The 26212-nt window shown below is 70.4% G+C and carries 21 protein-coding genes and 1 pseudogene; 15 read left to right on the plus strand and 7 right to left on the minus strand.

Features of this window, described 5'->3' with window-relative positions; all coding sequences use genetic code 11:
• Positions 1-443 precede the first annotated feature (443 nt).
• Entirely contained in the window at positions 444-1334 is an 891-nt protein-coding gene (locus tag ASF28_RS09640; RefSeq protein WP_056090735.1) for a DMT family transporter, read from the plus strand.
• On the opposite strand, the gene ASF28_RS09645 is transcribed toward ASF28_RS09640, so the two are convergent.
• Complete coding sequence (locus ASF28_RS09645; protein ID WP_056090737.1) at positions 1325-1585, minus strand: hypothetical protein; 261 nt, start codon at positions 1583-1585, stop codon at positions 1325-1327. The two genes, ASF28_RS09640 and ASF28_RS09645, sit on opposite strands and share 10 nt — an antisense overlap.
• Positions 1586-1908: 323 nt before the next feature.
• Here ASF28_RS09645 and ileS point away from each other — a divergent pair, with 323 nt between their 5' ends.
• The 6 genes from ileS (at position 1909) to ASF28_RS09675 (ending at position 10737) form a co-directional block, all read left to right on the plus strand.
• Entirely contained in the window at positions 1909-4884 is a 2976-nt protein-coding gene (ileS, locus tag ASF28_RS09650; protein WP_056090739.1) for an isoleucine--tRNA ligase, read from the plus strand.
• Between the two features lie 91 nt (positions 4885-4975).
• Positions 4976-5470: a signal peptidase II gene (lspA, locus tag ASF28_RS09655; RefSeq protein WP_056090741.1), complete on the plus strand. Its 495-nt coding sequence runs from the start codon at positions 4976-4978 to the stop codon at positions 5468-5470.
• A gap of 210 nt (positions 5471-5680) precedes the next feature.
• Complete coding sequence (locus tag ASF28_RS09660; protein ID WP_056090744.1) at positions 5681-6349, plus strand: hypothetical protein; 669 nt, start codon at positions 5681-5683, stop codon at positions 6347-6349.
• Positions 6350-6476: 127 nt separating this feature from the next.
• A complete protein-coding gene (locus ASF28_RS09665) occupies positions 6477-7853 on the plus strand; it encodes a M16 family metallopeptidase (RefSeq protein WP_056090747.1) in 1377 nt (458 codons plus the stop codon).
• 74 nt (positions 7854-7927) lie between these two features.
• Complete coding sequence (locus ASF28_RS09670) at positions 7928-9223, plus strand: M16 family metallopeptidase (RefSeq protein WP_082476086.1); 1296 nt, start codon at positions 7928-7930, stop codon at positions 9221-9223.
• 902 nt (positions 9224-10125) lie between these two features.
• Positions 10126-10737 carry a HupE/UreJ family protein gene (locus tag ASF28_RS09675; protein ID WP_056090751.1) on the plus strand — a complete coding sequence of 204 codons (612 nt, stop codon included), beginning with the start codon at positions 10126-10128 and terminating at the stop codon, positions 10735-10737.
• A 218-nt stretch (positions 10738-10955) separates the two neighbouring features.
• Here the strand turns inward: ASF28_RS09675 and ASF28_RS09680 are convergent, their stop codons facing one another.
• Positions 10956-11579 (minus strand): FMN-dependent NADH-azoreductase, encoded by a 624-nt coding sequence (locus tag ASF28_RS09680; protein ID WP_056090754.1) that lies wholly within the window; start codon positions 11577-11579, stop codon positions 10956-10958.
• Between the two features lie 136 nt (positions 11580-11715).
• On the opposite strand from ASF28_RS09680, the gene ASF28_RS09685 reads away from it, so the two are divergent.
• The 6 genes from ASF28_RS09685 to ASF28_RS09710 all read left to right on the plus strand — a co-directional run bounded on the left by ASF28_RS09685 (position 11716) and on the right by ASF28_RS09710 (position 19787).
• On the plus strand, positions 11716-12666 hold the full coding sequence (locus ASF28_RS09685) for a ring-cleaving dioxygenase (RefSeq protein ID WP_056090757.1): 951 nt from the start codon (positions 11716-11718) through the stop codon (positions 12664-12666).
• A gap of 251 nt (positions 12667-12917) precedes the next feature.
• Entirely contained in the window at positions 12918-14534 is a 1617-nt protein-coding gene (locus ASF28_RS09690) for a methyl-accepting chemotaxis protein (RefSeq protein WP_082476087.1), read from the plus strand.
• A 407-nt stretch (positions 14535-14941) separates the two neighbouring features.
• On the plus strand, positions 14942-15715 hold the full coding sequence (locus ASF28_RS09695; protein WP_056090760.1) for a ferredoxin--NADP reductase: 774 nt from the start codon (positions 14942-14944) through the stop codon (positions 15713-15715).
• 47 nt (positions 15716-15762) lie between these two features.
• A complete protein-coding gene (gene bioD / locus ASF28_RS09700; RefSeq protein WP_056090763.1) occupies positions 15763-16449 on the plus strand; it encodes a dethiobiotin synthase in 687 nt (228 codons plus the stop codon).
• 116 nt (positions 16450-16565) lie between these two features.
• A complete protein-coding gene (locus ASF28_RS09705; protein WP_082476088.1) occupies positions 16566-18485 on the plus strand; it encodes a KUP/HAK/KT family potassium transporter in 1920 nt (639 codons plus the stop codon).
• A 144-nt stretch (positions 18486-18629) separates the two neighbouring features.
• Positions 18630-19787 carry a sensor histidine kinase gene (locus tag ASF28_RS09710; RefSeq protein WP_056090766.1) on the plus strand — a complete coding sequence of 386 codons (1158 nt, stop codon included), beginning with the start codon at positions 18630-18632 and terminating at the stop codon, positions 19785-19787.
• A 471-nt stretch (positions 19788-20258) separates the two neighbouring features.
• Here ASF28_RS09710 and ASF28_RS09715 read toward each other — a convergent pair whose 3' ends face one another.
• The 5 genes and pseudogenes from ASF28_RS09715 to ASF28_RS23280 all read right to left on the minus strand — a co-directional run.
• Entirely contained in the window at positions 20259-21791 is a 1533-nt protein-coding gene (locus ASF28_RS09715) for an acyl--CoA ligase (protein ID WP_056090768.1), read from the minus strand.
• Between the two features lie 30 nt (positions 21792-21821).
• Positions 21822-22832 (minus strand): ketopantoate reductase family protein, encoded by a 1011-nt coding sequence (locus ASF28_RS09720; protein ID WP_056090771.1) that lies wholly within the window; start codon positions 22830-22832, stop codon positions 21822-21824.
• Positions 22833-22866: 34 nt separating this feature from the next.
• Positions 22867-23631: a fumarylacetoacetate hydrolase family protein gene (locus tag ASF28_RS09725; protein ID WP_056090774.1), complete on the minus strand. Its 765-nt coding sequence runs from the start codon at positions 23629-23631 to the stop codon at positions 22867-22869.
• 4 nt (positions 23632-23635) lie between these two features.
• On the minus strand, positions 23636-24082 hold a 447-nt coding region (locus ASF28_RS23275; RefSeq protein ID WP_244474940.1), incomplete at its 5' end, for an MFS transporter.
• A 1-nt stretch (position 24083) separates the two neighbouring features.
• Positions 24084-24950, minus strand: a pseudogene (locus ASF28_RS23280) (MFS transporter); the annotation flags it as partial.
• A gap of 320 nt (positions 24951-25270) precedes the next feature.
• On the opposite strand from ASF28_RS23280, the gene ASF28_RS09735 reads away from it, so the two are divergent.
• Entirely contained in the window at positions 25271-25483 is a 213-nt protein-coding gene (locus ASF28_RS09735) for a CsbD family protein (RefSeq protein ID WP_056090778.1), read from the plus strand.
• A 96-nt stretch (positions 25484-25579) separates the two neighbouring features.
• The gene (locus ASF28_RS09740) at positions 25580-25984 is read left to right on the plus strand and encodes a CsbD family protein (protein WP_056090781.1); all 405 of its coding nucleotides are present in this window, start codon (positions 25580-25582) and stop codon (positions 25982-25984) included.
• The last annotated feature ends 228 nt before the right edge of the window (positions 25985-26212 follow it).

The following is a 26212-nucleotide window of genomic DNA, read 5'->3' on the forward strand; positions in this document are numbered from 1 at the left end:
CGCGTCCCCCTCTCCCCGCCTGCGGGGAGAGGGCCGCAGGCACCCCGTCGTGCCTGCGGCGAGCGGAGGCGGAGCCGGAGCGAAGGTGAGGGGGCTGCGTCGGAGGAGCCTCTTCCGAATTCGCCCCCTCACCTTCGGCTGCCGCCTCGACGCGCTCCCCGGCAGGGGGGAGACGCGTCCCTCTCCCCGCAGGCGGGGCGAGGGGATGCGCACCGGTAACTCCGCTTGTTCGACGACGCCCTTCGGCGGCGGCTTCAGACCGCGACCATCCTCTGCGATCGCCCTGCCTGGAAGGAGAGGGAGCCACGGTGCGCCTTCCGCCCGCATCCGGATGCCTGCTGCAACATGGAATCGGCTCGTTCGCAATTGTGTGAATCCGGTAACTGGACAGGAGAGGGGGCCCGTCGCGGCCGCTCGATCCGAAGTGATCAACCGGAGTTGGTATGACGGATCAGGAAGCGGCGCGGCGGCGGGTCGGCATCGCGCTCATGTGCGGGACCCTGGCGTTCTTCGCCTGCCTCGACGCGTCGGCGAAAAGCCTGGCGCGCCTCGGCGTCGATCCCCTGCTCACCACCTTCATGCGCTACGCCGTCAGCGTCGTGGCGATCTCCCTCGTCATCAACCCCGTGACCTCGCCGGGGGTGATGCGCACCAACCGCCTGTGGCTGCAGATCCTGCGCTCCCTGCTGCTGTTCGGCTCCACCGCCCTGAACTTTTTAGCATTACGCCACCTCCAGCTCGCCGAGACCCTGTCGATCCAGTTCGCCGCGCCCCTGGCCGTGGCCCTGCTGGCCGGGCCGGTCCTGGGGGAATGGACCTCGCCCCGGCGGCTCGTCGCCATCGGCATCGGCTTCCTCGGCGTCCTCGTCATCGTCCGGCCCGGCGTCGGGCCGGTGCAGCCGGCGGTGCTGCTCAGCCTCGGCAACATGCTGTGCTACGCCCTCTACATCCTCACCACGCGAAAACTCGCGGCCCTCGATTCCACGGCCACCACCATGGTCTATTCGGGGCTGGCCGGCCTCGCCCTGATGACGCCCCTGCTGCCGTGGATCTGGACCACGCCGGCGACCTGGCTCGCCTGGGCGCTCCTCGTCGGGGTCGGCCTGTTCGGCACCCTCGGGCACTGGCTCCTGGTGCTGGCCCATGCCCGTGCCCCGGCCAACGTCCTGGCGCCCTTCATCTACACCCAGCTCCTGTGGTCGGTGATCCTCGGCTACGGCGTCTTCGGCGACGTGCCGAACCGATGGACGCTTCTCGGCGCGTCCATCGTCGTGGGCTCGGGGCTCTACCTGCTCACGCAGGACCGGCGAGGGCGGCGTGCGCCTCAGCGGTGATGGCGGTGGTGCCGGCGCGACTTGAGCCGGGTGCGGTAGGCGCGCCGGCCCGGATCGATGCCGAGCGCCCCGTTCACCGTGCCGACGGCGCCGCCGACCGCCCCGCCGACGATGCCGCCCACGGGACCGGCGACCCGGTCGCCCTCGGCCGCACCGCGGCGGACGCCGCCCGGAAGCCCCTGGGCCTCGGCGGCGCCGGACACGGCGAAGGCCGACAGGACGAGGGTGGCGGCGAGCAGAGCGTTTCTCATGGCGGGTCTCTCCTGGTGTTGAAATCGCCTCTCGGCGGGTCTTATCAACGGCCGAGCTTGGAAAAGGTCCCCGGGGCGGTGTCCCGCGAAAGCTCGCTGGTCTCCCGCATCCGGCGCTGCTAGAAGCCGGCGCATGTGCGCTGATGCCGATCCGCGCGGCCCGGACCTGCGCCCCGGCCGCCTGCGAATTACAGGCCCGGCCTCCGTCTGAGGGCCGCCGCGGCGTGCGCCTCGGCGGGGGCCGGGAGGGCACGCGATTGCCCCTTCCGCCGCCGGTCCCCACGGACCGCCCCCGCTTGAAGCGCCCAGACCGACAGAGACCCATGAGCGATCCCACAGAGTCCGCCGCCGCGCCGGCCCGCGACTACTCGAAAACCCTGTTCCTGCCGCAGACCGACTTCCCCATGCGGGCCGGTCTCCCCGTGCGCGAGCCCGTGCTGCTGGAGCGCTGGGCCGCCACCGACCTCTACGGCCGGATCCGGGCGCAGGCCGCTGGCCGGGCCAAGTTCGTGCTGCACGACGGCCCCCCCTACGCCAACGGCAACATCCACATCGGCACGGCGCTGAACAAGATCCTCAAGGACTGCATCGTCCGGGCCCAGGGGGCGCTCGGCTTCGACGCCAACTACGTGCCGGGCTGGGACTGCCACGGCCTGCCCATCGAGTGGAAGATCGAGGAACAGTACCGCGCCAAGGGCCGCAACAAGGACGACGTGCCCGTCCTCGAATTCCGCCAGGAATGCCGCGCCTTCGCCGGCCAGTGGCTCGACACCCAGCGCGCCGAATTCAAGCGCCTCGGCGTCACCGGCGACTGGGACCACCCCTACGCCACCATGACGTTCCCGGCCGAAGCCACCATCGCCCGCGAACTCATGAAATTCGCGACGTCGGGCCAGCTCTATCGCGGCTCGAAGCCGGTGATGTGGTCCGTGGTCGAGAAGACGGCTTTGGCCGAGGCCGAGGTCGAGTACGAGGACGTCGTCAGCGACACCATCTTCGCGGCGTTCCGGCCCACCGCCGGTGCGGCCGGGGACCTGGCCGCGGCCCGCGTGGTGATCTGGACCACCACGCCCTGGACCATGCCGGGCAACCGCGCCGTGGCCTACTCGAAGCGCGTCGCCTACGGCCTGTACCGGGTGACCGCCGCGGCCGACGAGAACTGGGCCAAGGTCGGCGACAGCTATCTCCTCGCCGACACCCTCGCGGCCTCGGTCTTCGCCGCCGCCCGCGTCGAGGGCTTCGAGCGCCTGCGCGACGTGACCCCGGCCGAACTCGCCGGTCTGACCCTGGCGCATCCCCTGGCCGGCCACGTCCCCGGCTACGACTTCCCCGTCCCCCTCCTCGACGGCGACCACGTCACCGACGAAGCTGGCACCGGCTTCGTCCACACGGCGCCGGGCCATGGCCGCGAGGATTTCGAGGTCTGGATGGCCAACGGCCGGGCACTCACGGACCGCGGCATCGACACCCGCATCCCCTACACCGTGGACGCCGACGGCGCGCTCACCGGGGACGCGCCCGGTTTCACGGGAAAACTCGTTCTTAACCACAAGGGCGAGAAGGGCGACGCCAACAAGGCGATCATCGCGGCCCTGACCGAGGCCGGCACCCTGGTGGCGCGCGGCACCCTCAAGCACAGCTATCCGCATTCCTGGCGCTCGAAGAAGCCGGTGATTTTTCGCAATACGCCGCAATGGTTCATCGCCATGGACCGGCCGGTGGAGTCGCTGGGTAACCGTACCCTGCGCGAGACGGCGCTCCAGGCCATCGACGACACCCAGTGGGTGCCGCCCCAGGGAAAAAACCGCATCAACGGCATGGTCGGCAACCGCCCCGACTGGGTGGTGTCGCGCCAGCGCGCCTGGGGCGTGCCCATCACGGTGTTCGTGAAGCGCGGCACCCACGAGGTCCTGCGCGACGAGGGCGTTAACGCCCGCATCGCCGAGGCTTTCCAGGCGGAAGGTGCCGATGCCTGGTTCACCGATGCGGACGGCGCCCGCTTCCTGGCGCCCGACCACGATCCGGCCGAGTACGAAAAGGTCACGGACGTCCTCGACGTCTGGTTCGATTCCGGCTCGACCCACGCCTTCGTCCTCGACGACGCGGAGCAGTTCCCGGGCCTGTCCGGCGTCGTGCGCAAGCGCGACGGCGGCGCCGACACGGTGATGTACCTCGAAGGCTCCGACCAGCATCGCGGCTGGTTCCAGTCGTCGTTGCTGGAGTCGAGCGGGACGCGGGGGCGGGCCCCCTACGACATCGTCCTCACCCACGGGTTCGTCCTCGACCCCAAGGGCCTGAAGATGTCCAAATCCAAGGGCAACGTCGTAGCACCCCAGAACATCATCAAGGATTCGGGCGCCGACATCCTGCGCCTGTGGGTCGCCGCTTCCGACTACACCGACGACCTCCGCATCGGCCCGGAGATCATCAAGACCTTCGCGGAGACCTACCGCAAGCTGCGCAACTCGCTCCGCTGGATGCTCGGCTCGCTAGCGCATTTCGAGCCCGGCCCCGAAATCCCGCACGCGGAGCTGCCCGAGCTCGAGCGCCTGATCCGGCACCGCCTGTCGGAGCTCGATGGCGAGATCCGCGAGGCCTACGCGACCTTCGACCTCAAGCGCGTCGTGGCCCTGCTCAACGGCTTCATGACCGGCGACCTCTCGGCGTTCTACTTCGACGTGCGCAAGGACGCGCTCTACTGCGATCCGATCTCGTCGCCGACCCGCCGGGCCGCCCTGCAGGTCATCGACGAGACCTTCCGCCGGGTGACGATCTGGCTCAGCCCCGTCCTCGCCTTCACGGCGGAGGAAGCCTGGCTCGACCGCTATCCGTCGGAGACCGGATCGGTGCACCTGCAGACCCTGCCGGAAACGCCCGCCGCCTGGCGCGACGCGGCCCTGGCCGCGCGCTGGCAGAACGTCCGAAAAGTCCGCCGGGTCGTCACCGGCGCCCTCGAGATCGAGCGGGCCGCCAAGCGCATCGGCGCGAGCCTGGAGGCGGCGCCGGTGGTGTCCATCGCCGACGCGGATCTGCTGGCCGCCCTCGACGGGATCGATTTTGCCGAGGTGTGCATCACCTCCGCGATCCGCATCGAATCCGGCGAGGGTCCGGCGGACGCCTTCCGCCTCGACGACGTCCGCGGCGTCGCCGTGGTCCCGGCCCCGGCGGAGGGGCGCAAATGCGCCCGGTCCTGGCGGGTCACCACCGATGTCGGCGCGGACCCGGCCTATCCCGACGTCACCCCCCGCGACGCCCGGGCCCTGCGCGAGTGGGACGCCGCCCACGGTGCCGTCGCGTGAGGCCGACTCCCCCCACGTCGGTGTGAGCCTCCCCTCCCCCTTGCGGGGAGGGGAACGCCGGAGCCACCCGTACCGCCATGCGAACGATCCGATGACTCCCTTCCGCCTCGGCCTCGCCGGCCTGCTCGCCACCCTGGTCCTCGATCAGGCGTCGAAGCTCTGGCTCTATTTCGGCACCGACCTCGTCCTGACCCAGCCCTGGCCCGTGGCGCCGTTCGCCGAGTTCCTCGTGGTGTGGAACCGGGGCGTGTCCTACGGCCTGTTCCAGCAGGAGGGCGGGGTCGGGCGCTGGGTCCTCGTCGCCGTCTCGGTGCTGGCGGCCGCCGGCCTCGTGGCGTGGATGTGGCGCGTGCCGACGCGGCTGCTCGCCGTCTCCCTCGGCCTCGTCGCCGGCGGCGCCATCGGCAACGCCATCGACCGGGCGGCGTATGGCGCGGTGTTCGACTTCGTGCACCTGCACTGGCGCAGCTGGTCCTGGTACGTGTTCAACGTCGCCGACGCCGCCATCGTCGCGGGCGTCGTCGGCCTCGTCCTCGACAGCCTGCTGCCGGACCTGCGTGGCAAGGCCACCACGCCGCAGGCCTGAATCGCCGGCCGTCCCCCTCAGTCCGGACGTGTGATGCGTAAACCACATCCGGGATCGTTGTCGGCCCGACACTGGCGCCCTGCGGCCAAGGCGCCATACGATCGCCCGAAACCGGGGTCAGGCGTTCGAAGCCGGATCAGGACCGCGTCTCGAACGCGACCATTCGAGCCCGGGACCGGGCGCGACGACCGGACGGGCATCGGGGGCGGCATGATCGGACAACGTGGGTTCCTCTACTCCGTGACGGGCACCTTGGTGACGGGCCTTCTCGCAGGCGCGGGCATCCTCGCCGGCCCTGGCGCCGCCCAGGCCCAGCAGGGCGTGTTCATGCGCGACGCGCTGAGCAACATCGGCCTCATCGAGCCGGAGAAGCCGGCCATCACCTACCGCGAGCGCGCCCCCCTGGTGATGCCGCCGAAATTCGATGGCAAGGCCCTGCCGCCGCCGCGCAAGGCCGAGGCCTCGCCGCAATGGCCGAAGGACCCGGAGATCGCCCAGCGCGAGCGCGAGCGCGTCGAGGCCCGCAAGCCCATCGTCCGCGGCGCCCAGGGGCGCATGGACGACAACAACATGACCCTGTCCATCGACGAGATGCGGGGCGGACGCCGGGCCGACGCGCAGGTGCGCACGGAGCCGGGCCGTCCCGAGGGCGAGACCGCCGACCGCAACTCGTTCTGGTCGAACCCCTTCGGCCTGCGCTCCGACGCGGTGGTCGAGCCGTCCCTGGTGGAGCCCGACCGCGACGTGCTGACCGATCCGCCCACCGGCTACCGCAAGCCGCCCCGCAAGGTCGCCAAGTCGAACGGCGACCCCGTCAACAATCCCTCGCGCGAGCGCGAGGAAGCCGATCCGGGTGCCTATATCCGCAACCGGAACTGAAGTCTTCGCCGGCCTCCGGCCGGTTCACGCGTTTGGCCCGGCCGTTGCGGCGGGTGCCGGACCTCCGTGTGACGCTCAACGAGACGGACGGTCCCGCGCGGGCCGAACGCTGAAGGAAAGCTCTTCGATGCATCTGTTCCGGAAGGACGTTCCGCTTCTCGGTCCCACACGCCGCCATGCCAGCGCCGGCCGCGCCGAATCCGCCCCGTTCGGGCGTTCCGAGGCCGGTGGTCCCGATGTCGGTGCCTTCACCCTCGACAACGGCCTCGACGTGGTCGTGGTGCCGGATCACCGGGCGCCCGTAGTCACCCACATGGTGTGGTACCGCAACGGCTCGGCCGACGACCCTCAGGGCCAGTCCGGCATCGCCCACTTCCTCGAGCACCTCATGTTCAAGGGCACCGAGCGGCACCCCGTCGGCGCCTTCTCGAAGGCGGTCTCAGGCCTCGGCGGCCAGGAGAACGCGTTCACGAGCTACGACTACACCGCCTATTTCCAGCGGGTGGCCCGCGACCATCTCCAGACCATGATGGAATTCGAGGCCGACCGCATGACCGGCCTCGTCCTCGACGACGCCGTGGTGGCGCCCGAGCGCGACGTGGTGCTGGAGGAGCGCCGCATGCGGGTCGAGACCGACCCCTCCGCCCAGCTCTCCGAGGCCATGGCCGCCTCCCTGTTCGTGCACCACCCCTACGGCACGCCGATCATCGGCTGGATGCACGAGATCGAGGACCTGAACCGCACCCACGCCCTCGACTACTACAAGCGCTTCTACACCCCCGAGAACGCCATCCTGGTGGTGGCTGGTGACGTGACCCCCGACGACGTCCGCCGCATGGCCGACGCCACCTACGGCCGCGTCACCCCCCAGGGCGCCCGCCCCGTGCGGGTGCGGGCCCGGGAGCCCGAGCCGAAGGCCCTGCGTCGCCTCGCGGTGGCCGACCCCAAGGTCGAGCAGCCGACCCTGCAGCGGCTCTACCTGACGCCGTCCTGCATCACCGCGCGCGACGGCGAGTGCCACGCCCTCGAACTCCTGGCCGAGGTGATGGGCGGGGGCTCGACCTCGTACCTCTACCGCAAGCTGGTCATGGAGCTCGGCGTCGCCGTGAATGCCGGCGCCTGGTACATGGGCTCAGCCATCGACGACACCCGCTTCTCCGTCTACGCGATCCCGGCCGAGGGGATCAGCCTGGAGAAGCTGGAGGAAGAGGTCGACCGGGTCCTGCGCCGGGCGCCGTCCGAGGCCCTGAACGCCGAGGCCATCGAGCGGGCCAAAACCCGCCTCGTCGCCGAGACGGTCTATTCGTCGGACAGCCAGTCGTCGCTCGCCCGCATCTACGGCTCGGCGCTGGCCATCGGCGAGACCATCGAGGAGGTGCGGCGCTGGCCGTCCGACATCGAGGGCGTGACCCAGGCGCGCCTGGCGGCCGTGGCCGAGCGCTACCTCGTCCCGCAGCGCTCCGTCACCGGCTATCTCACCAAATCCCGCGACGCCGACGCCTGATAGGCGCTCCGCCCGGATTTCGGGGCCGTGGCGCGACGCGCGCGCCGGGCCCGGCCCAGAACAACGAGGTTCCCATGACCATGGCTCCCCAACTGGTCGACACCGCCAACCGCCCGGCCAATTCGCCGACGCAGGCCGTGCCCGTCGCCACCGCCGCCGGCATCGAGGCCTGGCACGTCGAATCCCAGGTGGTGCCCCTCATCGCCCTGGCCTTCACCTTCGAGGGCGGCGCGGCGCAGGACCCCGAAGGCAAGGCCGGCGTCGCCCAGATGCTGGCCCGCCTCCTCGACGAGGGCGCCGGGGATCTGGTCTCCGACGCGTTCCAGGAGCGCCTGGCCGCCCGCGCCATCGAGCTGTCGTTCCACGCCGGCGCCGATGCCCTGGGCGGCTCCCTCAAGATGCTGGTCAAGCACGCCGACGAGGCCATCGACCTCCTGGCGCTGGCCCTTGCCAAGCCCCGCCTCGACCCCGACGCCATCGAGCGGGTGCGGGCCCAGACCCTGGCGGGCCTGCGCTACCAGCAGAACGACCCCGGCGTGATGGCCTCGCGCCGCTTCTTCGCCGAGGCCTATGCCGGCCATCCCTACGCCCGGCCGTCGTCGGGCACGCCCGAGAGCATCGCCGCCATCACCCGCGACGACCTCGTGGCCATGCACCGCAAGCTCGTCGGCCGCGGCGCCGTCAAGGTCGCGGCCGTGGGCGCCATCGACGCCGCCCGCCTCGCCGACGCCCTCGAGCGCGCCTTCGGCCGCCTCGACCTCGCCGCCCCCCTCACGGCGGTGCCGCAGACGCAGGTTCAGAACCTCGGCCACCGCCACGTCGTCGATATCGACGTGCCGCAATCGGTCCTGCGCTTCGGCATGGGCGGCGTGCCGTGGCGCGACCCCGACTTCATCCCGGCCTACGTGCTCAACCACATCCTCGGCGGCGGCTCCTTCACCTCGCGCCTGTTCCAGGAGGTGCGCGAGAAGCGCGGCCTCGCCTATTCGGTGGGCACGTCCCTGGTCAGCCACCGCGCCTCGGCCATGACCTGGGGCTACACCGCCACCAAGAACGAGCGCGTTGGCGAGGCCCTCTCGGTCATCGGCGATGAGATCGGCCGCCTCATCGCCGAGGGTCCGTCCGACGAGGAACTGCAGAAGGCCAAGGACTACCTCACCGGCTCCTATGCGCTCGGCTTCGACACCTCGACGAAGATCGCCCACCAGCTCGCCCAGATTGCCTTCGAGGGCCTCGGCATGGACTACATCGCCCGGCGCAACAACCTCGTCGCCAACGTCACCCAGGCCGACATCCGCCGCGCCGGCGCCCGCACCTTCGCCGACGGAAAAATGCTCGTCGTGGCCGCCGGCCGGCCCACGGGTTTCTGATCCGGTGCCTGCGCGCTCGCTCCCTCTTGCGGGGCGCTCAGGAGGTGGTGAATCGCGGATCCCGTCTCCCGGAAGGCGGGGGAAGCGCAGATGGGTGCATGCGTTGGGTCGGCCCTTGCCCCTTCGTGCAGAACGCAGGTGCGCATCCCCCTCTCCCCGCCTGCGGGGAGAGGGCCGCAGGCACCCCGTCGTGCCTGCGGCGAGCGCAGGCGGAGCCGCAGCGACGGTGAGGGGGCGATTCCGGACGAGTCTCACACGGATTCGCCCCCTCACCCTCGGCTGCCGCCTCGACGCGCTCCCCGGCAGGGGGGAGGCGCGTCCCTCTCCCCGCAGGCGGGGCGAGGGGATGCGCACCGGGGCCTCCGCTTCTTCAACAGCCCCTTCTGCGGCGGCTTCAGACCGCGGCCATCCTCTGCGATCGCCCTGCCTGGAAGGCTACGGCATTCACACATCTCGCGGGTAGCACGGGTCCCCTCTCCTGGAAGGAGAGGGACAGGGTGAGGTGTGGGACCTTTTCGGAAAGTCTACACACCTCACCCCAACCCTCTCCTTCCAGGAGAGGGAGCCCCGGTGCGCCTCCCGCCCGCATCCGGATGCTTGCCGCTGCATGGAATCGGCCCATTCGCAGTTGTGTGAATCCGGTAGCCTGGAAGGAGAGGGCTGGGGTGAGGTGTGCGAACTTTTCGGAGAGTCCACGACCCTCACCCCAACCCTCTCCCAAACAGGAGAGGGGGCCGGGCGCGGTTCATCTGCGATCGCCCCGCCGGGAAAGAGCGTGAGCCGGTAGCAACCAATCGATCCCGAGCCATCGACCACGTTTGGTAGGACCTCGTCCGGGGGTGCCCCCGGGGCATGGCGGTTGCTACAGTGCCGCCGCCTGCCACCGCTCTCGGGACATCCGGATGCCCTCTGCCCTGCCGACGCTCCTCGCCCGCGCGGCGATCCTGCCCCTCGCACTCGTGATCGCCACGCCCGCCTGGGCCCATCCGGGCCATGAGGCCGGGGGCTTGGCCGGGGGCCTGGCCCAGGGCTTCCTCCACCCCCTCGGTGGCCTCGACCACGTCCTCGCCATGGTGGCCGTGGGGCTCATCGCGGCGCGGATCGGCGGGCGGGCGCTGCTTCTCGTGCCGGCGTCCTTCCTCGCCATGATGGCACTCGGCGGCGCGGCCGGGGCCGCCGGCCTGACCTTGCCCCATGTCGAGACTGGCATCGCCCTGTCCGTCGTCGTCCTCGGGGCCGTCCTGGCCCTCGGCGCCGTACCGCCCGTGGCCGGGGCCATGGGCCTCGTCGGCGCCTTCGCGGTGTTCCACGGCCTCGCCCACGGTGCCGAGATGCCGGGCGCCGCCTCGGGCCTCGCCTACGGCCTCGGCTTCCTCGCCGCCACCGCGCTCCTGCACGCCGCCGGCCTCGGCCTCGGCCTCGCGGCGGCGCACCGCACGACGGGCCCGGCCCTGCGGGTCGCCGGGGCGGCCCTCGCCGCCGCCGGCCTCGGCCTCCTCGCCGGCGCGTTCTGACGCCAAGTCTTGTGCGCGTTTTGACCGATCCGTTCGGTCGAATCGGCCGACTGCTGAAAGACAGAGGGCAGCACGGGTCCCCTCTCCTGAAAGGAGAGGGACAGGGTGAGGTGTGCGAACTCTCCGAATAGGTCCCACACCTCACCCCAACCCTCTCCTTCCAGGAGAGGGAGCCCTGGTGCGATCACTCGATCCGAAGCGATCAAGTGGAGTTAGTCTTATAGGGTCGCCGCCAGGGCCTCGGCCTCGGCCCGGCCCCTCGCCCGCGACTCCCGGTCGAGGTCGGCGCCCATCAGGCCCTTCTCCACCAGGATCTGATGCACGTGCGTGATGCCGACCATGCGCAGCCAGGTCGCCATGTAGGTCGACTGGTGGTCGTAGATCTCCGCCGGGAAATCTGCCCCGATGGCGACGCCGCGGGCGTTGATCACCACGGCTTTCGCGGTGAGCAGGCCGTTCTGGCCGCGCTCGTCGAAGCTGAACAGCAGGTCCTTCTGCGACACGAGATCGAACAGGTGCTTGAGCCGGTACGGGATCGTGTAGTTCCACATGGGCACGCCGAACACCATGAGGTCGGCGGCCTGGAAGCGCCCGGCGAGGGCGCGGATCGTGGTCCACGCCTCGTCCTGGGCCGGGCTCGGGGCCTCGCCCGCGAGCGCCGCGTACTTGCCGGCCAGGGCCTCGCCGTCGAACTCGGGCAGGTCGGTGTTCCACACGTCCAGGGTGTCGATGGTGCCGTCCGGGTGGCGGGCCGTCCAGGCGTCGAGGAAGGCGTGCGCCACCGCGATGGAGGCGGAGCGGTCCTTGCGGGGCGAGGCTTCGACGTAGAGAAGGTGCGGCATCGATGGCTCCGGGTGGGGGACGCCTCCGACCTATCGCGACGGGCGCGCCGGGCCAGGGGGCGCACGGCTTTGTCATTCCCGGGCGCCGCCCCCATCTGACGTCCATCCCCATGGCGTCACAGGCCGGAACCGCCCGATGCACCTCACCGGAATCCACCACCTCACCGCCATCACGGCGCGGGCCCCCGACAACGCGGCGTTCTACACCCGCACCCTCGGCCTGCGGCTGGTGAAGAAGACGGTGAACCAGGACGACGTCTCGGCCTACCACCTGTTCTACGCCGACGGCCTCGCCTCGCCCGGCACGGACGTGACGTTCTTCGACTGGCCGGCGCCCCTGGAGCGGCGCGGCACCAACAGCATCACCCGCACGGGCCTGCGCGTGGCGGGCGCCGGGGCCATCGACTGGTGGCGGGAGCACCTCGCCCGGGAGGGCGTCGCCCATGCGGGTCCGGTCGAGCGCGACGGCCGCCTCAGCCTCGACTTCGAGGATGCCGAGGGCCAGCGCTTCATGCTCGTCGACGATGGCGGCGCCGGTCCGGCCCATCCCTGGGCGGGCAGCCCCGTGCCGGCCGAGCACCAGATCCGCGGCCTCGGGCCGATCCGCCTCGCCGTGGCGCAGGTGGAGCGGACGGAGGCGGTGCTGACCGAGGTCCTGGGCATGCGCCACGACCGCACCTACGACCTGCCGGAGGGCGCGGTCCGGGTCTGGCGCATGGGGCAGGGAAAGCCGGGAGAGGGGGGCCCGGCCGCCGAGCTCCACCTCCTGTCGCAGCCCGACGGGCCGCCGGCCCGCCAGGGGGCGGGGGCCGTCCACCACGTCGCCTTCCGCATCCCCGACGCGGACTACGCGGCCTGGGCCGATCGCCTCAAGGCGAAGCGCATGCCGACGAGCGGCCCCATCGACCGGTTCTACTTCCAGAGCCTGTACTTCCGCGAGCCCAACGGCATCCTGTTCGAGATCGCCACGGACGGCCCCGGCTTCACCGCCGACGAGCCCCTGGAGACCCTGGGGCAGCACCTCGCCCTGCCGCCGTTCCTCGAAGGCCGCCGCGCCGAGATCGAGGCGGGGCTGAAACCGCTCTGACCTTCGAATTTATCAAATCTTCAATGAGTCTTATAACTATAGGAGTCACGCGGCACGGGTCTGTATTTAAGGGGTTTTTAATCCGTCTTTGATATACCGACGATGAGGACGATAAAGTCTTCAGTCGGGACGAGCGATGCCGCCGCCCGCGCCTCCCATCATGCTGGAGATCGGGCTGAATCATGTTGAGATTGTCGATCGCGAAGAAGTTAGGCGTTCTCTCGAGTGTTGGGATCGTTCTGGCGATGGGAATGGTCGCCAATCAATGGCTCGGCAACCAGCGGATTACCCATTCGATGGAGGCCGTCGGTCGCGAACAGACGATCCTCGACGGGATCAAGAACGCGCAGCTCCTCCTGGCTCAGAGCCAGATCGCTTTCCGCGACGCGCGCCTGGCCGACACGGAGAAGCTCCACGGGGAGGCCGTCGACCGGATTCGGACGAGCTTCGTGTCGGCGCGGGAGGGGCTCAAGACACCGATCCGCATCGCGATGAAACCCGATGTCCTCAAGGAGATCGACGCCGCCCTGGAGCAGTTCACGGACCTCGCCGTCAGGACGGCGAACACCATCACCTTCGACCAGGGGCGCAAGAGAGCCGACGAGGCCGCCCTGGCTGCCGTCGCGGCCGAGCGGATGGCCGCCCGCAAAAGGGTGATGGTCGCCATCGACCAGTCCCTCGCCAATGCCCAGCATTTCACCGACGAAGCCCGTCGGTCGTCGACGGGGGCCGTGGAGACCGCCACCCTGCTGGGACTCGTGATCGGCCTGGTGGCGATCCTGATTCAGGGCGGGTCGGGTCTCTTCTCCCTGATGATGGTCGCCCGCCCGATACGCGGGATGACGGACGCCATGAACCGCCTGGCCCGGGGCGACACCGAGGCCGCGATCCCGGACCAGACCCGTCGGGACGAGCTCGGCGCCATGGCGGCGGCGGTCCAGGTCTTCAAGGACGGCATGATCCGCAACCGCGCCCTCGAGGCGGAGACCGAACACCTGCGTCTCCGGACGGAGACCGAGCGCAAGGCCGGCATGCGTGTCCTGGCCGACGAGTTCGAGGCGGCGGTCGGCGGGATCGTCAGCATGGTGTCGGCTGCCGCCACCGAGATGCAGGCCACCGCCTCGCAGCTGACGGCGTCCGCGGAGGAAACGGCGGCGCAGTCGAGCGCCGTCCTGGCGGCCGCGGAGGAAGCCTCGGCCAACGTCGCGTCCGTGGCGGGTTCGGCGGAAGAGCTCGGGACCTCTGTGGCGGAGATCGGCCGCCAGGTCGCCCGCTCGGCGGACATGACCGCCGCCGCCGTCCGCGAGGCGGAGCAGACCGCGCTGGCGGTGGCGGAACTCCGCGAGGTCGCCTCCAGCATCGGCGATGTCGTGAACCTGATCTCCAATCTCGCCGGTCAGACGAATCTCCTCGCCCTCAACGCGACGATCGAGGCGGCGCGGGCCGGCGAGGCGGGACGCGGCTTCGCCGTGGTCGCGTCGGAGGTGAAGGAACTCGCCAACCAGACGGCCAAGGCGACGACGGAAATCTCCGCGAAGATCACGGCGATCCAGTCCTCGACCCGTCAGGCGGCCAGCGCCATCGACGGGATTTCCTCGACGATCCAGGGGATCGACGAGACGGCCTCCGTCATCGCCGCCTCCGTCGCACAGCAGGATGCCGCGACCCGGGAGATCGCCGGCTCGGTGACGCAGGCCTCGATCGGAACGGGCGAGGTCAGCGCCAACATCACCGGCGTCGCCCGGGCGGCCCAGGAAACCGGAGCCGGCGCGAGCCAGGTGTTCACCGCCTCGTCGGAACTCGCGCGGCAGGCCGAACGGCTGAGCGGGGAGGTCCAGAAGTTCCTCCATACGGTCCGGGCCGCCTGACGCCCGACGACCGTGCCCGGTCCCTTCGAACCCGGTACGGTCGTGACGCCGTGTCCGCCCATGCAGCCCTGCGGCGGTCGGTGCGGCCTATGATCTCACGCGGGACGGCACGGGGCCTTCGGGAAACCTCCCCCGCCGCGCCTCGCCCCGGATCGTCGCGGGGCGCGATCGGCGCGTATCCGGATCGCCGGCCGCGGCGCTGCCCCCGGGAGGGCTCTGCGATGACGCGGAGGCCGACCCGCCCCTCGGGCACGGCCCCAGGAGTGATTCCAGACACAAGAGCGATTCCAGACAGTTGGGGCTTTTTCCGCGTGCGCGCCTGCTATGCCTTGACGGGCGTGCCGCAGGTGCGAAAAGACCCCGCTGACGGCCAAGACGCGCACGAAGAGTTTGAGACGGACCCGGCGATGAGTAAGTTCAACGAGGAGCGCGTGCTCTCCGTCCACCACTGGACGGACACCCTGTTCTCCTTCCGCACCACCCGCGATCCCGCGTTCCGCTTCCGCAACGGCGAGTTCGTGATGATCGGCATCGAGGTGGAGGGCCGCCCGCTCCTGCGCGCCTATTCGGTGGTCTCGGCCAATTACGAGGAAGAGCTCGAGTTCTTCTCCATCAAGGTCGCCAACGGGCCCCTGACCTCCAAGCTCCAGCACCTCAAGGTCGGCGACCCGATCATGGTCGGCAAGAAGCCCACCGGCACCCTGGTGCTCGACAACCTGATGCCGGGCAAGAATCTCTACCTGCTCGGCACCGGCACGGGGCTCGCCCCGTTCATGTCGATCATCAAGGACCCGGAGACCTACGAGCGCTTCGAGAAGGTCGTGCTCGTCCACGGCTGCCGGCAGGTGCAGGAACTCGCCTACGGCGAGACCATCACGGAAGCCCTGCCGAACCACGAATTCCTCGGCGAGGTGATCTCCGCCGGCCTGATCTACTATCCCACCGTGACCCGCGAGCCGTTCCGCAACCGCGGCCGGATCACCGACCTGATGACCTCCGGCAAGCTGTTCGCGGATATCGGCCTGCCGATGATGTCGGTGGAGAACGACCGCTTCATGCTGTGCGGCAGCCCGGACATGATCCGCGACACCCGCGAATTGCTGACCAGCGGCGGCTACGTCGAGGGCAACCACGGCGAGGCCGGCCACTACGTCATCGAGAAGGCGTTCGTCGAGAAATGAGCCGCGTCGAGAAGTGAGCTGCGTCGAGACGTGAGCCGGGTCGAGACGTGAGCGGCACCGTCTTCATCGCCGGCGCCGGGACCGAGATCGGCAAGACCTACGTCACCGCCGCCCTGACGCGCCGCCTGCGGGCGCAGGGGCACGCGGTCCGCACCCTGAAACCCGTCGCCAGCGGCGTGCCGGCCGTGGCGGACCCCGCGTTTGCCCTCAGCGACACGGCGATCCTGCTGGCGGCGCAGGGGCTCGCCGTGACGGAGGACAGCGTCGCCGCCTGCTCGCCCTGGCGCTTCCGCGCCCCCCTCGCCCCCGATCTCGCCGCCGCCCGCGAGGGCCGCACCCTGGCGCTCGCCGACCTCGTCGCCTTTTGCCGGGCCGAGATCGCCGCGGCGCCGCCGGGCGCCACCCTGCTCATCGAGGGCGTCGGCGGACTCATGAGCCCGGTCACCGCCGAGCACACCGGCCTCGACTGGCTCGAGGCCCTGGCCGTGCCGGCGCTCCTCGTCTCCGGCTCCTATCTCGGCGCCATCAGCCACGCCCTGACGGCAGCCGAGACCCTGCGCCATCGCGGGGTTCCCCTGCGCGGCCTCGTGGTCTGCGAGAGCGCGGACGCGCCGACGCCCCTCGAAACCGTGGCCGCCGCCATCCGCCGCCACGTCGCCGTCCCGGTCCACGCGATCGCGCGCGGCGGCGCCTGCCCGGACGATCTCGCCACCCTGATCCGGGCGGAGGCCTGAGGACCGGCCGCGTCCGGCACGTTCCTGCGCCGCCTTTCATCCCTGGACGCGGGCCCGTGATCCCCTACCTCGTCGCGGAAGAAGCGTCGCCGAGGCGCCCGGCCGGAGATCAATCCTTGTCCCAAGATCAGCCTCGGTCCCAAGATCAGATCCGGACCGGGCGGGGCCTCGCGCGCCCGGCCGTGCTCATCGGCGCCCTCGGCATCGTCTACGGCGATATCGGCACCAGCCCGCTCTACGCCTTCAAGGAGGCCGTGCGGGCGGCGAGTGCCGGCGCCCCGCCGACGCCCATCGCCGTCACCGGCGCGGTGTCGCTGATCCTGTGGGCGCTGATCCTCATCGTCTCCATCAAGTACGCCGTGCTGATCCTGCGCGCCGACAACCGGGGCGAGGGCGGCATCGTCGCCATGCTGGCGCTGCTCGGCGCCCGCCACGCCAAGCCCGGCTCGTGGCAGGCGGTGCTCCTCGTGGTCGGCCTCGTCGGCGCGGCGCTGCTCTACGGCGACGGGGCCATCACCCCGGCCATCTCGGTCCTGAGCGCGGTGGAGGGCCTGAAGGTCGATGCCCCCGGCCTGTCGCGCTTCGTCGTGCCCATCACCCTGGCGATCCTGGTCGGGCTGTTCCTGGTCCAGAGCAAGGGCGTCGCCTTCATCGGGCGCATCTTCGGGCCGGTGATGCTGGTCTGGTTCGTCGTCCTGGCCCTGATGGGCCTCGGCGGCATCGTCCACGCCCCGCAGATCCTCGGGGCGGTGAACCCCCTGCGCGCCGTGGATTTCCTGCTCCATGCCGGCTGGCACGTCAGCTTCGCCATGCTGGGCGCCGCCTTCCTGGCGGTGACCGGCGGCGAGGCGATGTACGCCGATCTCGGGCATTTCGGCGCCGGGCCGATCCGCGTCTCGTGGTTCGGCCCCGTGCTGCCGGCCCTGGTGATCCACTATTTCGGGCAGGGCGCCCTGCTGCTCGCCGAGCCCGACGCCATCGAGAACCCGTTCTACCGGCTCAGCCCCGACTGGGCGCATTACCCGCTCATCGGTCTGGCGACCCTCGCCACCGTCATCGCCTCGCAGGCGATCATCTCGGGCGCGTTCTCGCTGACCCAGCAGTCGATCCAGCTCGGGTTCCTGCCGCCCATGCGGGTGGTCCACACGGCGCGTCACGAGCGCGGGCAGATCTACGTGCCGGTGGTGAACTGGCTCCTCGCCGCCGCCACGGTGAGCGCCGTGCTCATCTTCGGAACCTCCGACGCGCTGGCCGGCGCCTACGGCATCGCCGTGTCGTCGCTCATGGCCATCACCACCCTGCTGGCCGCCCTGGTGGCGCTGAAATGGGGCTACAACCCCGTGGCGGTCTTCGCGCTCAACGGGTTCTTCCTCGCCATCGACCTCGTCTTCCTCGGGGCCAACAGCGTGAAGCTGTTCGAGGGCGGCTGGTTTCCGCTCCTGCTCGCCGGGCTGGTGGCGTTCCTGATGCTGACCTGGCGCAAGGGCACCGGGCTGGTGGAGGCGGCGCGGGTCGGCCTGCGCCAGCCGGAAGACGAGTTCCTGGCGCAGCTGCGCCGTGACCCGCCCCTGACCCTGCCGGGCCGCGCCGCCTTCCTGTCCTCGGCGACCTCCGGCATCCCGCTCCACCTGTCGCGCTTCGTCGAGCGCAGCCACGCCCTGCACAAGCGCATCCTCATCGTCACCGCCTTCTACGAGGAAGCGCCCGTGGTGCCGCGCGAGCACCGCGCCGAGGTCTCGGCCGTGACGCCCGACATCACCCGGCTCACCCTGCGCTACGGCTTCATGGAGGATGCCTCGATCCCCGAGGGGCTGGCCTGCGCCGTCCAGGCCGGCAAGCTCCCGTCGGAATGGCTCGACGATCTCACGATCTTCATCGGCCACGAGACCATCATCCCGAAGAGCGACGACCGCGGCATGGCCGACTGGCGGGAGGGGCTGTTCGCCTTCCTCCTGCGCAACGCCGAGCGCACCGGCGCGCATTTCTGCGTGCCGACGCGCCAGCTCGTGGAGGTCGGCACCGAGATCGAGATCTGAGCCCCGGACCCCGAATCGGCGGACGCGCGGCGCCGCGGCGGGCGTGGCACCGCGCCGTCGTGAGACGCCGCGCACTTGCGAGCCGCCGCCGGGCGCCGCAAGAAGGAGCCCGAGTGCCACGCCGACCCACGGAATCCCAAGCGTATGCCCGAACTCGCCCCCAAGGCCCTGGCGATCCGCCTGCGCCAGCAGGCGATCCTGTCCGATTTCGGCGTCGAGGCCCTGCGGGCCACCGAGCTGCTGCCCCTGCTCCAGCGCGCCACCGAGCTCTGCGCCGAGGGCATGGAGGCCGAGTTCTGCAAGGCGCTGGAGTACAAGCCGCATCAGGATTGCCTCCTCGTCTGCGCCGGTGTCGGCTGGAACGCCGATGCCGTCGGCACGGCCGTCGTCGGGGCCGATCTCGCCTCGCCGGCGGGCTACGCCCTCAAGACCGGGCGGCCGGTGATCTCGAATCACCTGCAGGACGAGACACGGTTCCGAACCCCGAAGCTCATGGCCGACCACGGCATCCGCCGGGCCATCAACGTGCTCATCGCCAACCGCGACGGCAATTACGGCGTGCTGGAGGTGGACGACACCCGCGAGGGCCAGTTCGAGGAGGCGGACATCGCCTTCATGCAGGGCTTCGCCAACCTCGTCGGCGGCGCCATCGAGCGCCAGCGCGCCGAGGCCCGGCTCAAGGCCGCCGTGGAGCGCCAGGAGCTGCTGTCCCGGGAGATGAGCCACCGGGTGAAGAACAGCCTCGCGGTGGTGGCCGGCTTCCTCGGGCTCCAGGCCCGGGGCTCCGACAACGAGGACGTCAAGGCGGCCCTCGCCGATGCCCGCACCCGGGTCGAGGCCGTGGCCCAGGTCCACGACCAGCTCTGGCGCCAGCCGAGCCTCGAGGCCATCGACGTCGCCGGCTTCCTCGAGGCCCTGTGCGCCAAGCTGCAGGAGAGCGCGCCGGCCCACGGCCTCGTCTGCCGGGCGCAGACGGTGAACATCCCCGCCGACCTCGCGATCCCCCTCGGCCTGTTCGTCAACGAACTCGTGACCAACGCCATCAAGTACGCCTATCCGGACGGCGCCGGCGAGATCCGGGTGACGGCCCGGGCGGCGGAGGGCGGCTTGCGCCTCACGGTCTGCGACGACGGCGTCGGCCTGCCGGAGGGGTTCGATCCCGCCGCGCCGCGCCGCGCGAGCCTCGGCATGCGCATCGTCAACAGCCTCGCCCGCCAGCTCGGCGGCTCGCTCACCGTCGCCACGGATCGCCCCGGCGCGCACTTTTCCCTGCTGATCGTCCCACCCGACGCCGCCGGCTGAGGTTTTGCCGGGCGCGTCCCTGCGCCATGCCAGATCCGGTGATCACGCCGGATCGAGCGGTCGCGACCGGCCCCCTCTCCTTTCAGGCAGGGCGATCGCAGATGAACCGCGACCGGCCCCGTCTCCGTCCGGGTGACGGCATTCCCCCAACGCGCGGGCAGCGCAGGTCCCCTCTCCTGGAAGGAGAGGGACAGGGTGAGGTGTGGGACTTATCCGGAAAGTTCACACACCTCACCCCAACCCTCTCCTTTCAGGAGAGGGAGCCCCGGTGCGCCTCCCGCCCGCATCCGGATGCCTGCCGCTGCTTGGAATCGGCCCACTCGTAGTTGTGTGAAGCCGGTAGCCCAAACAGGAGAGGGGGGCCGTCGCGGTTCATCTGCCATCGCCCTGCCTTCGAGGGGAGGGGACCCGCGATGCCCTGCGTCCCCGGCGATCGGTACGGCGGACCGAACCGATCGGCCGGAAACCGCCTCAGACCAGGCCGAGCTTCTGCGCCAAGCCGATGCGCTGGAGCTTGCCCGTGGCGCCCTTGGGGATCTCGTCGAGGATGAGGATCTTGGCCGGCACCTTGAAGGCGGCCAGCCGCTCCAGGGCGAAGCTGCGCAGGTCCTTCTCCACCAGGGTCTGGCCCTCGCGCAGGACGATGGCCGCCGCGACGTCTTCGCCGAGCTTGTCGTGGGGCATGGCGAAGGTGACGCATTGCGACACCGCCGGGTGGTCCATGAGGATCTCGTCGACCTCGCGCGGCGAGATCTTTTCGCCGCCCCGGTTGATGATCTCCTTGAGGCGGCCGGTGAGCGACAGGTAGCCCTCCGGGGAGAGCGAGCCCTGGTCGCCCGTGCGGAACCAGCCCTGCTTGGTGAAGGCCTCGGCATTGGCCTTGTCGTTGTTCTCGTAGCCCGCCATCACGTTGTCGCCGCGGATGACGATCTCGCCGATCTCGCCCACGGGGAGCGGCTCGCCCTCGTCGTCGACGATGGCGATCTCGGGGCCGGCGGCGAGGCCGACCGAGCCGGCGTAGTGGGGCTTCGGGGGCAGGGGGTTCGAGGCCATCTGGTGGGCGGCCTCGGTCATGCCGTAGGCCTCGATCAGGGGCGCGCCGAACACGTCCTCGATCTCCTTCATCACCTGCGGCGGCATGGAGGACGAGGACGAGCGGATGAACCGCAGGGGATTGGCCTCGATGACCTCCTTGTTGCGGTTGGCCCGGCCGAGGATGGCCTGGTGCATGGTCGGCACCGCCGTGTACCAGGTCGGGCGGACCTCACCCATCCAGCCGAAGAACTTCAGGGCGTTGAAGCCCGGCGTGCACGACACCTGACCGCCGGCCGACAGCGGCGCCAGGATGCCGGCGATGAGGCCGTGGATGTGGAACAGCGGCATGATGTTGAGGCCGCGATCCCCCGCCGTGAACGCCACCGCCTGCCGGATGTTGCGGGCCGAGGCGCAGACGTTCGACTGCTTCAGGGGCACGATCTTGGGGCGCGAGGTCGTGCCCGAGGTGTGGAGCACGAGGGCGATGTCGTCGGGCTCCGCCGGGCCGCCGTTGGCGGCGGGCGCGGCCGCCTCGCCCGGGAACGCCAGGGTGAAGGAGCCGGCGCCCTCCCCGGGGGTCGGCCGCAGGCGCACCACCGGCACGCCGAGCTTTTCCGCCACGGCCACGGCCGGGGTCTCGGAGCCTTCGGCGACGATGAGCAGCCGGGCGTTGAGGTCGTTCAGGTAGAACGTGAACTCGTCGGCCTTGTAGCTCGGGTTGAGGGGGGCCGAGGTGGCGCCCGCCGCCACGGCGATGAAGGCGGCGGCCATCTCGGGGCCGTTGTCGAGGACGATGCCGACGCGGTCGCCCCGGCCGATGCCCTGCCGGTTGAGGTCCGCGATGGTCCGCTCCGTGAGCGCCCGCAACCGTCCGAAGGTCAGGGGCACGCCGCCGGGGCTCGACAGGGCGGTGGCCTCGTCGGCGCCGGCCCGGATCAGGCCGTGGAGGGTGGTGGCGTTCTCGGCCATGGAAGGTGTCCTTGAAAAATCTCGAAAAATTCAGGCGGCCGTGATGGAGAGGCGTCCCTGTGCCCGGTCCAGGCTCTGGGACAGGAGGCGCATCAGGGCGTAGACGGTGCCGATATGCGGGGTCGGGGTGTCGGTGAGGCGCCCGAGCTCGATGATCGAGCCGACGAGGGCTTCGAGCTCGATGGGCCGGCCGGCCTCGACGTCCTGCAGCATCGAGGTCTTGTGGGCGCCGACCTTCTCGGCCCCGGCGATGCGCTTCTCGATGCCGAGCTTGAACGTGACCCCGAGCTTGCCCGCGATCTCCTGGGCTTCGCGCATCATGTCGGCGGCGAGCGCCCGGGTCTCGGGGAACTGGCAGATGTCCACGAGGGTGGCGTGGCTGAGGGCCGAGATCGGGTTGAAGCTGAGGTTGCCCCACAGCTTGAGCCAGATCTCCGCCCGGATGTCCGAGGTCACGGGCGCGCGGAACCCCGCCTTGATCAGGCGCTGGGCCAGGGACTGGACGCGCGGGCTCATGGTGCCGTCGAGTTCGCCCAGGCCGAAGCGGTGGCCCTCCACCACCTGCACCACGCCGGGTTCCGTGAGCACGGCGGCCGGATACACCACTGAGCCGATGACGTGCTTCGGGTCGAGGTGTTTTGCGATGAGCCCGCCCGGATCGGCGGTCTCCAGGTGGGTGCCGGTCAGGTCGCCGCCGTGGCCACCCGAGAAATACCACCACGGAATGCCGTTCTGCATGGTCACCACCATGGTGTCGGGTCCGATGAGGTGGTGCAGGTCGGCGGCGATGGGCCCGACCTGGTGGGCCTTCACGGTCAGCAGCACGATGTCGTGCACGCCGGCCTCTTCCATGGACTTGGTGGCGCGGAGATTCTTCACGTGGATCTCGGAGCCGTCCTCCTCGATCAGGCGCATGCCGTTGGTGCGGATGGCGTCGAGGTTGGCGCCGCGCGCGATGAAGGTGACGGCTTCGCCCGCATTGGCGAGGCGTACGCCCAAAAATCCGCCGATGGCGCCGGCGCCGACGATGGCGATGCTCATGTGGCTGTCCTCTGATGTCTGTGCGTCAGGCCCGTCACGCGAACGCGTTCGACAGGATTCCGATGCCGTCGATGTCCACCTCGACGGTGGCCCCCTTCGGAATCGGGCCGGCTCCGTTGGAGGTGCCGCAGGCGATGAGGTCGCCGGGCTCCAGGGTCATGCCCTGCGAGACCAGGGCGACGATCTCGTGCGGCTTGAAGATCATGTCGGCCAGGGGATAGCGCTGGCGCTCGCGTCCGTTGACCCGCACGGCGACGGAGAGCGCGTCCGGGTCGAGGCCCGTGGCGATGACCGGGCCGAACGGGCCGAACCCGTCGAAACCCTTCGACCGGGTCCATTGCACGAAGCTCGGATCGGCCTTCAGCACTTCCAGCGCCGTGACGTCGTTCACGCAGGTGTAGCCGAAGATGTGCCCGGCCGCCGCCTCGGGCGTGAGGTCGCGGCCGCGCCGGCCGATGACGATGCCGAGCTCGCCCTCGAACAGGATGCGGCCGAGGCCGTCCGGGATCGTCACGGTCTCGCCGCCCGCCCGGTAGGTGTTGGGCGGCTTGACGAAGAACAGCGGGGCCTGCGGCCGGTCGAGCCCCTGCTTCTCCGCCGCCGCGTGAAAATTGTTCCACAGGGCGATGAGCTTGCCCGGCCGGCACGGGATGTCGAGGGTGACGGCCGCGAGCGGCAGGGTCTCGCCCGTGGGCGTCGGATCGGCGAAGAGGTCGCCGTCGTGGACGGCGATGCCGTCCCCGTCGAGGCGGCCGAAGCCGCCCCGGCCGTCATGCGTGTAGCGCAGCCAGCGGGCCATGGTCTCAGGCGTTCCGGGCGATGTACCGGGCCCGCCAGGGCTTCAGCACGGCGATGGCCAGGATCGAGGCGAGGATGTTGGCGCCGGCGGCGACGAGGAACACCCCGTCCCAGCTCGCCGAACTCTGCTGCAGGTAGTTGGCCGCGGGGACCAGCAGGGCGGCGGTGCCTTTTGCCGTGTAGAGCAGGCCCGCATTGGTGGCGGCGAACTTGGTGCCGAAGGTGTCGGTGCAGGTCGAGGGGAACAGGGAGTAGATCTCACCCCAGGCGAAGAACACGAAGCCCGACAGCAGCACGAACCACAGGGGATCGTGACCCCAGAGGTAGAGCATGTAGATGCCGAAACCTTCCATGGCGAAGGCGATGAACATGGTGTTCTCGCGGCCGATCTTGTCCGAGACCCAGCCGAAGAACGGGCGGGTCAGGCCGTTGAGGACGCGGTCGATGGTGGCNGGCGAAGGCGATGAACATGGTGTTCTCGCGGCCGATCTTGTCCGAGACCCAGCCGAAGAACGGGCGGGTCAGGCCGTTGAGGACGCGGTCGATGGTGGCGGCAAACGTGATCGCCACCATGGTGAGGCCCATGATCGTGACCGGGACCTTGTCGACGCCGATATCGGCGGCGATGGGCTTGAGGTTGGCGGTGATCATCAGACCGCCGGCGCCGACGATGACGAACATGAAGTACATGAGCCAGAAGATCGGCTGGCGCGCGACCTCGCCGGGGGTGAAGTTGCGCCGGGTCTGGGCGACGCTGGCATTGCCCGCGGCCTCGGCGACCTGCCCCTTCTTCGGGGAGACCAGGAACACCGACAGCACCATGACGATGATGCCCTGGCCGATGCCGAAGTTGAAGAACGCGGCCTGGAAGCCGTTCTCGGCGATCATCCACTGGATCGGGGCGACGGTCAGCGCCGAGCCGGCGCCGAAGCCCGCCGCGGTGATGCCGGCGGCGAGACCGCGCTTGTCCGGGAACCACTTGAGGGCGGAGCCGACGCAGGTGCCGTAGACGGCGCCGGCGCCGATGCCGGCCACCACCTGGCCGAGGTAGAACATGTTGAGGGTCTCGGCATAGGAGTTGATGACCCCGAACAGGACGAACAGGGTGAAGGCCCACTGGATGGCGGCGCGGTCGAAGCCGAACTTCTTCTGGATGTCGGGGACGAAGAACGTCCAGCCGTACTGCAGGTTGGCGATCATCACCATGCAGATGACGCCGATGACGAGCTGGCCCCAGCGGCCGAACGGAGGCGCGGCGACCGTGGCCGGGGCGGCGTCGATGGTCCCACCGGGGACGGGCGCAGCAGTGCGCGCGGTCATGGCGTTGTCCTTGAGTCAACTTTTGGTAATGCCCGCCGGTTCTAGCCGCAATTATTTTGAATTCAAGCAGCTTTGCCGTGGCCTTGGCCTGCTCTCATCTGCGAAAAATTTGGGACATAGGCAGAAAAAATTTTAAGCGCCGGTCCCTGTTCATGCTCCTCCGCCCGCTCTTCTTGCAACGCAGCAAGATGACCGTGCGGCGCAGCAAAGGGCTGGGTGGCCGGACCGCGCGGCGGAACATTCCCCGGCCCCGCCCCGTTTCGCTCGGCCAATGGCGGGGGTCGCCGCACGCGACCGCGCGCCCAATTTCGGAGCGTTCCATGAGCAGCACGACGGACAAGATCAAGGGTCTGGCCAACGAGGCCGTCGGCAACATCAAGCAGGGCGTCGGGTCCGTCACGGGCAACGAGAAGCTCCAGGCCGAGGGCAAGGCCCAGGAACTGAAGGGCGAGGCCCAGAAGACCTTCGGCGACGCGAAGGACGGCATCAAGAACGCGGCCCAGGGCGCGGCCGATGCCGTGAAGAAGATCTGACCCCACGCCCTCGGGGCGGCCGGGAAGGGCCGCACGGAGTTCGGGGCGACGGAAGATCCGGTCCGTCGCCGGAGGGAGAACGAGCGAGGTTTCAGGATGAACAGGGATCAGTTCGAGGGTGGCCTGCGCACCCTGCGCGGCCGGGGCCGCACCGCCTTGGGCGCCGTCACCGGCCGTCCGCGCCAGCAGATCGACGGGGCCGTGGATCAGGTCGCCGGGACGCTCCAGCACGGCTACGGCCGCGCCCGCGAGACGGCGGACGACCTTCACCGCGACGGGACCGAATTCGTCGACGGGGCCCGCACCCGGGGCCGGGCCATCGCGGGCGACGTCCGGGATCGCGCCGAGGACCTGCGCCGGCGCGGGCGCGGCTATCGCGACGAGGCCGTCCGGCGCGGCCGGGACGTGGCGGCGCGGGCCGATGACAACCGGGGCACGACGCTCCTGGTCGTCGCCGCGGCCGCCTTCGCCACCGGCTGGCTCATGCGCCGGACGCGCTGAGTCGGTCTCCGGGCGCCCGCTCGATCGCCCCGGCGAAACCCGGCGGGCCCTCCCAAGCCGGCTTCGTCAATCGGAGCGGGGCTCGCCGCCTTGAGCGGGGCTTACCGACCGGAGCGGGGCTTGCCGACCGCAGCGGGGCTTGCCGACGGGGCGGGTCTCACCGATAGGAGAGGTGCTGCCGACGGGCGGGTCGCGGGGTCGGAGGCGGTTTTCGCGGAAATCCGCCCG

Origin of the sequence: Methylobacterium sp. Leaf99 (assembly GCF_001422375.1) — a bacterium.
Taxonomy (GTDB): domain Bacteria; phylum Pseudomonadota; class Alphaproteobacteria; order Rhizobiales; family Beijerinckiaceae; genus Methylobacterium.

Excerpts from the sequence above, each read along its gene's own strand:
- ASF28_RS09640 (WP_056090735.1), top strand. The coding sequence starts at position 444 with ATGACGGATCAGGAAGCGGCGCGGCGGCGGGTCGGCATCGCGCTCATG.
- ASF28_RS09645 (WP_056090737.1), bottom strand. The coding sequence starts at position 1,585 with ATGAGAAACGCTCTGCTCGCCGCCACCCTCGTCCTGTCGGCCTTCGCC.
- ileS (WP_056090739.1), top strand. The coding sequence starts at position 1,909 with ATGAGCGATCCCACAGAGTCCGCCGCCGCGCCGGCCCGCGACTACTCG.
- lspA (WP_056090741.1), top strand. The coding sequence starts at position 4,976 with ATGACTCCCTTCCGCCTCGGCCTCGCCGGCCTGCTCGCCACCCTGGTC.
- ASF28_RS09660 (WP_056090744.1), top strand. The coding sequence starts at position 5,681 with ATGATCGGACAACGTGGGTTCCTCTACTCCGTGACGGGCACCTTGGTG.
- ASF28_RS09665 (WP_056090747.1), top strand. The coding sequence starts at position 6,477 with ATGCATCTGTTCCGGAAGGACGTTCCGCTTCTCGGTCCCACACGCCGC.
- ASF28_RS09670 (WP_082476086.1), top strand. The coding sequence starts at position 7,928 with ATGACCATGGCTCCCCAACTGGTCGACACCGCCAACCGCCCGGCCAAT.
- ASF28_RS09675 (WP_056090751.1), top strand. The coding sequence starts at position 10,126 with ATGCCCTCTGCCCTGCCGACGCTCCTCGCCCGCGCGGCGATCCTGCCC.
- ASF28_RS09680 (WP_056090754.1), bottom strand. The coding sequence starts at position 11,579 with ATGCCGCACCTTCTCTACGTCGAAGCCTCGCCCCGCAAGGACCGCTCC.
- ASF28_RS09685 (WP_056090757.1), top strand. The coding sequence starts at position 11,716 with ATGCACCTCACCGGAATCCACCACCTCACCGCCATCACGGCGCGGGCC.
- ASF28_RS09690 (WP_082476087.1), top strand. The coding sequence starts at position 12,918 with ATGGTCGCCAATCAATGGCTCGGCAACCAGCGGATTACCCATTCGATG.
- ASF28_RS09695 (WP_056090760.1), top strand. The coding sequence starts at position 14,942 with ATGAGTAAGTTCAACGAGGAGCGCGTGCTCTCCGTCCACCACTGGACG.
- ASF28_RS09710 (WP_056090766.1), top strand. The coding sequence starts at position 18,630 with ATGCCCGAACTCGCCCCCAAGGCCCTGGCGATCCGCCTGCGCCAGCAG.
- ASF28_RS09715 (WP_056090768.1), bottom strand. The coding sequence starts at position 21,791 with ATGGCCGAGAACGCCACCACCCTCCACGGCCTGATCCGGGCCGGCGCC.
- ASF28_RS09720 (WP_056090771.1), bottom strand. The coding sequence starts at position 22,832 with ATGAGCATCGCCATCGTCGGCGCCGGCGCCATCGGCGGATTTTTGGGC.
- ASF28_RS09725 (WP_056090774.1), bottom strand. The coding sequence starts at position 23,631 with ATGGCCCGCTGGCTGCGCTACACGCATGACGGCCGGGGCGGCTTCGGC.
- ASF28_RS09735 (WP_056090778.1), top strand. The coding sequence starts at position 25,271 with ATGAGCAGCACGACGGACAAGATCAAGGGTCTGGCCAACGAGGCCGTC.
- ASF28_RS09740 (WP_056090781.1), top strand. The coding sequence starts at position 25,580 with ATGAACAGGGATCAGTTCGAGGGTGGCCTGCGCACCCTGCGCGGCCGG.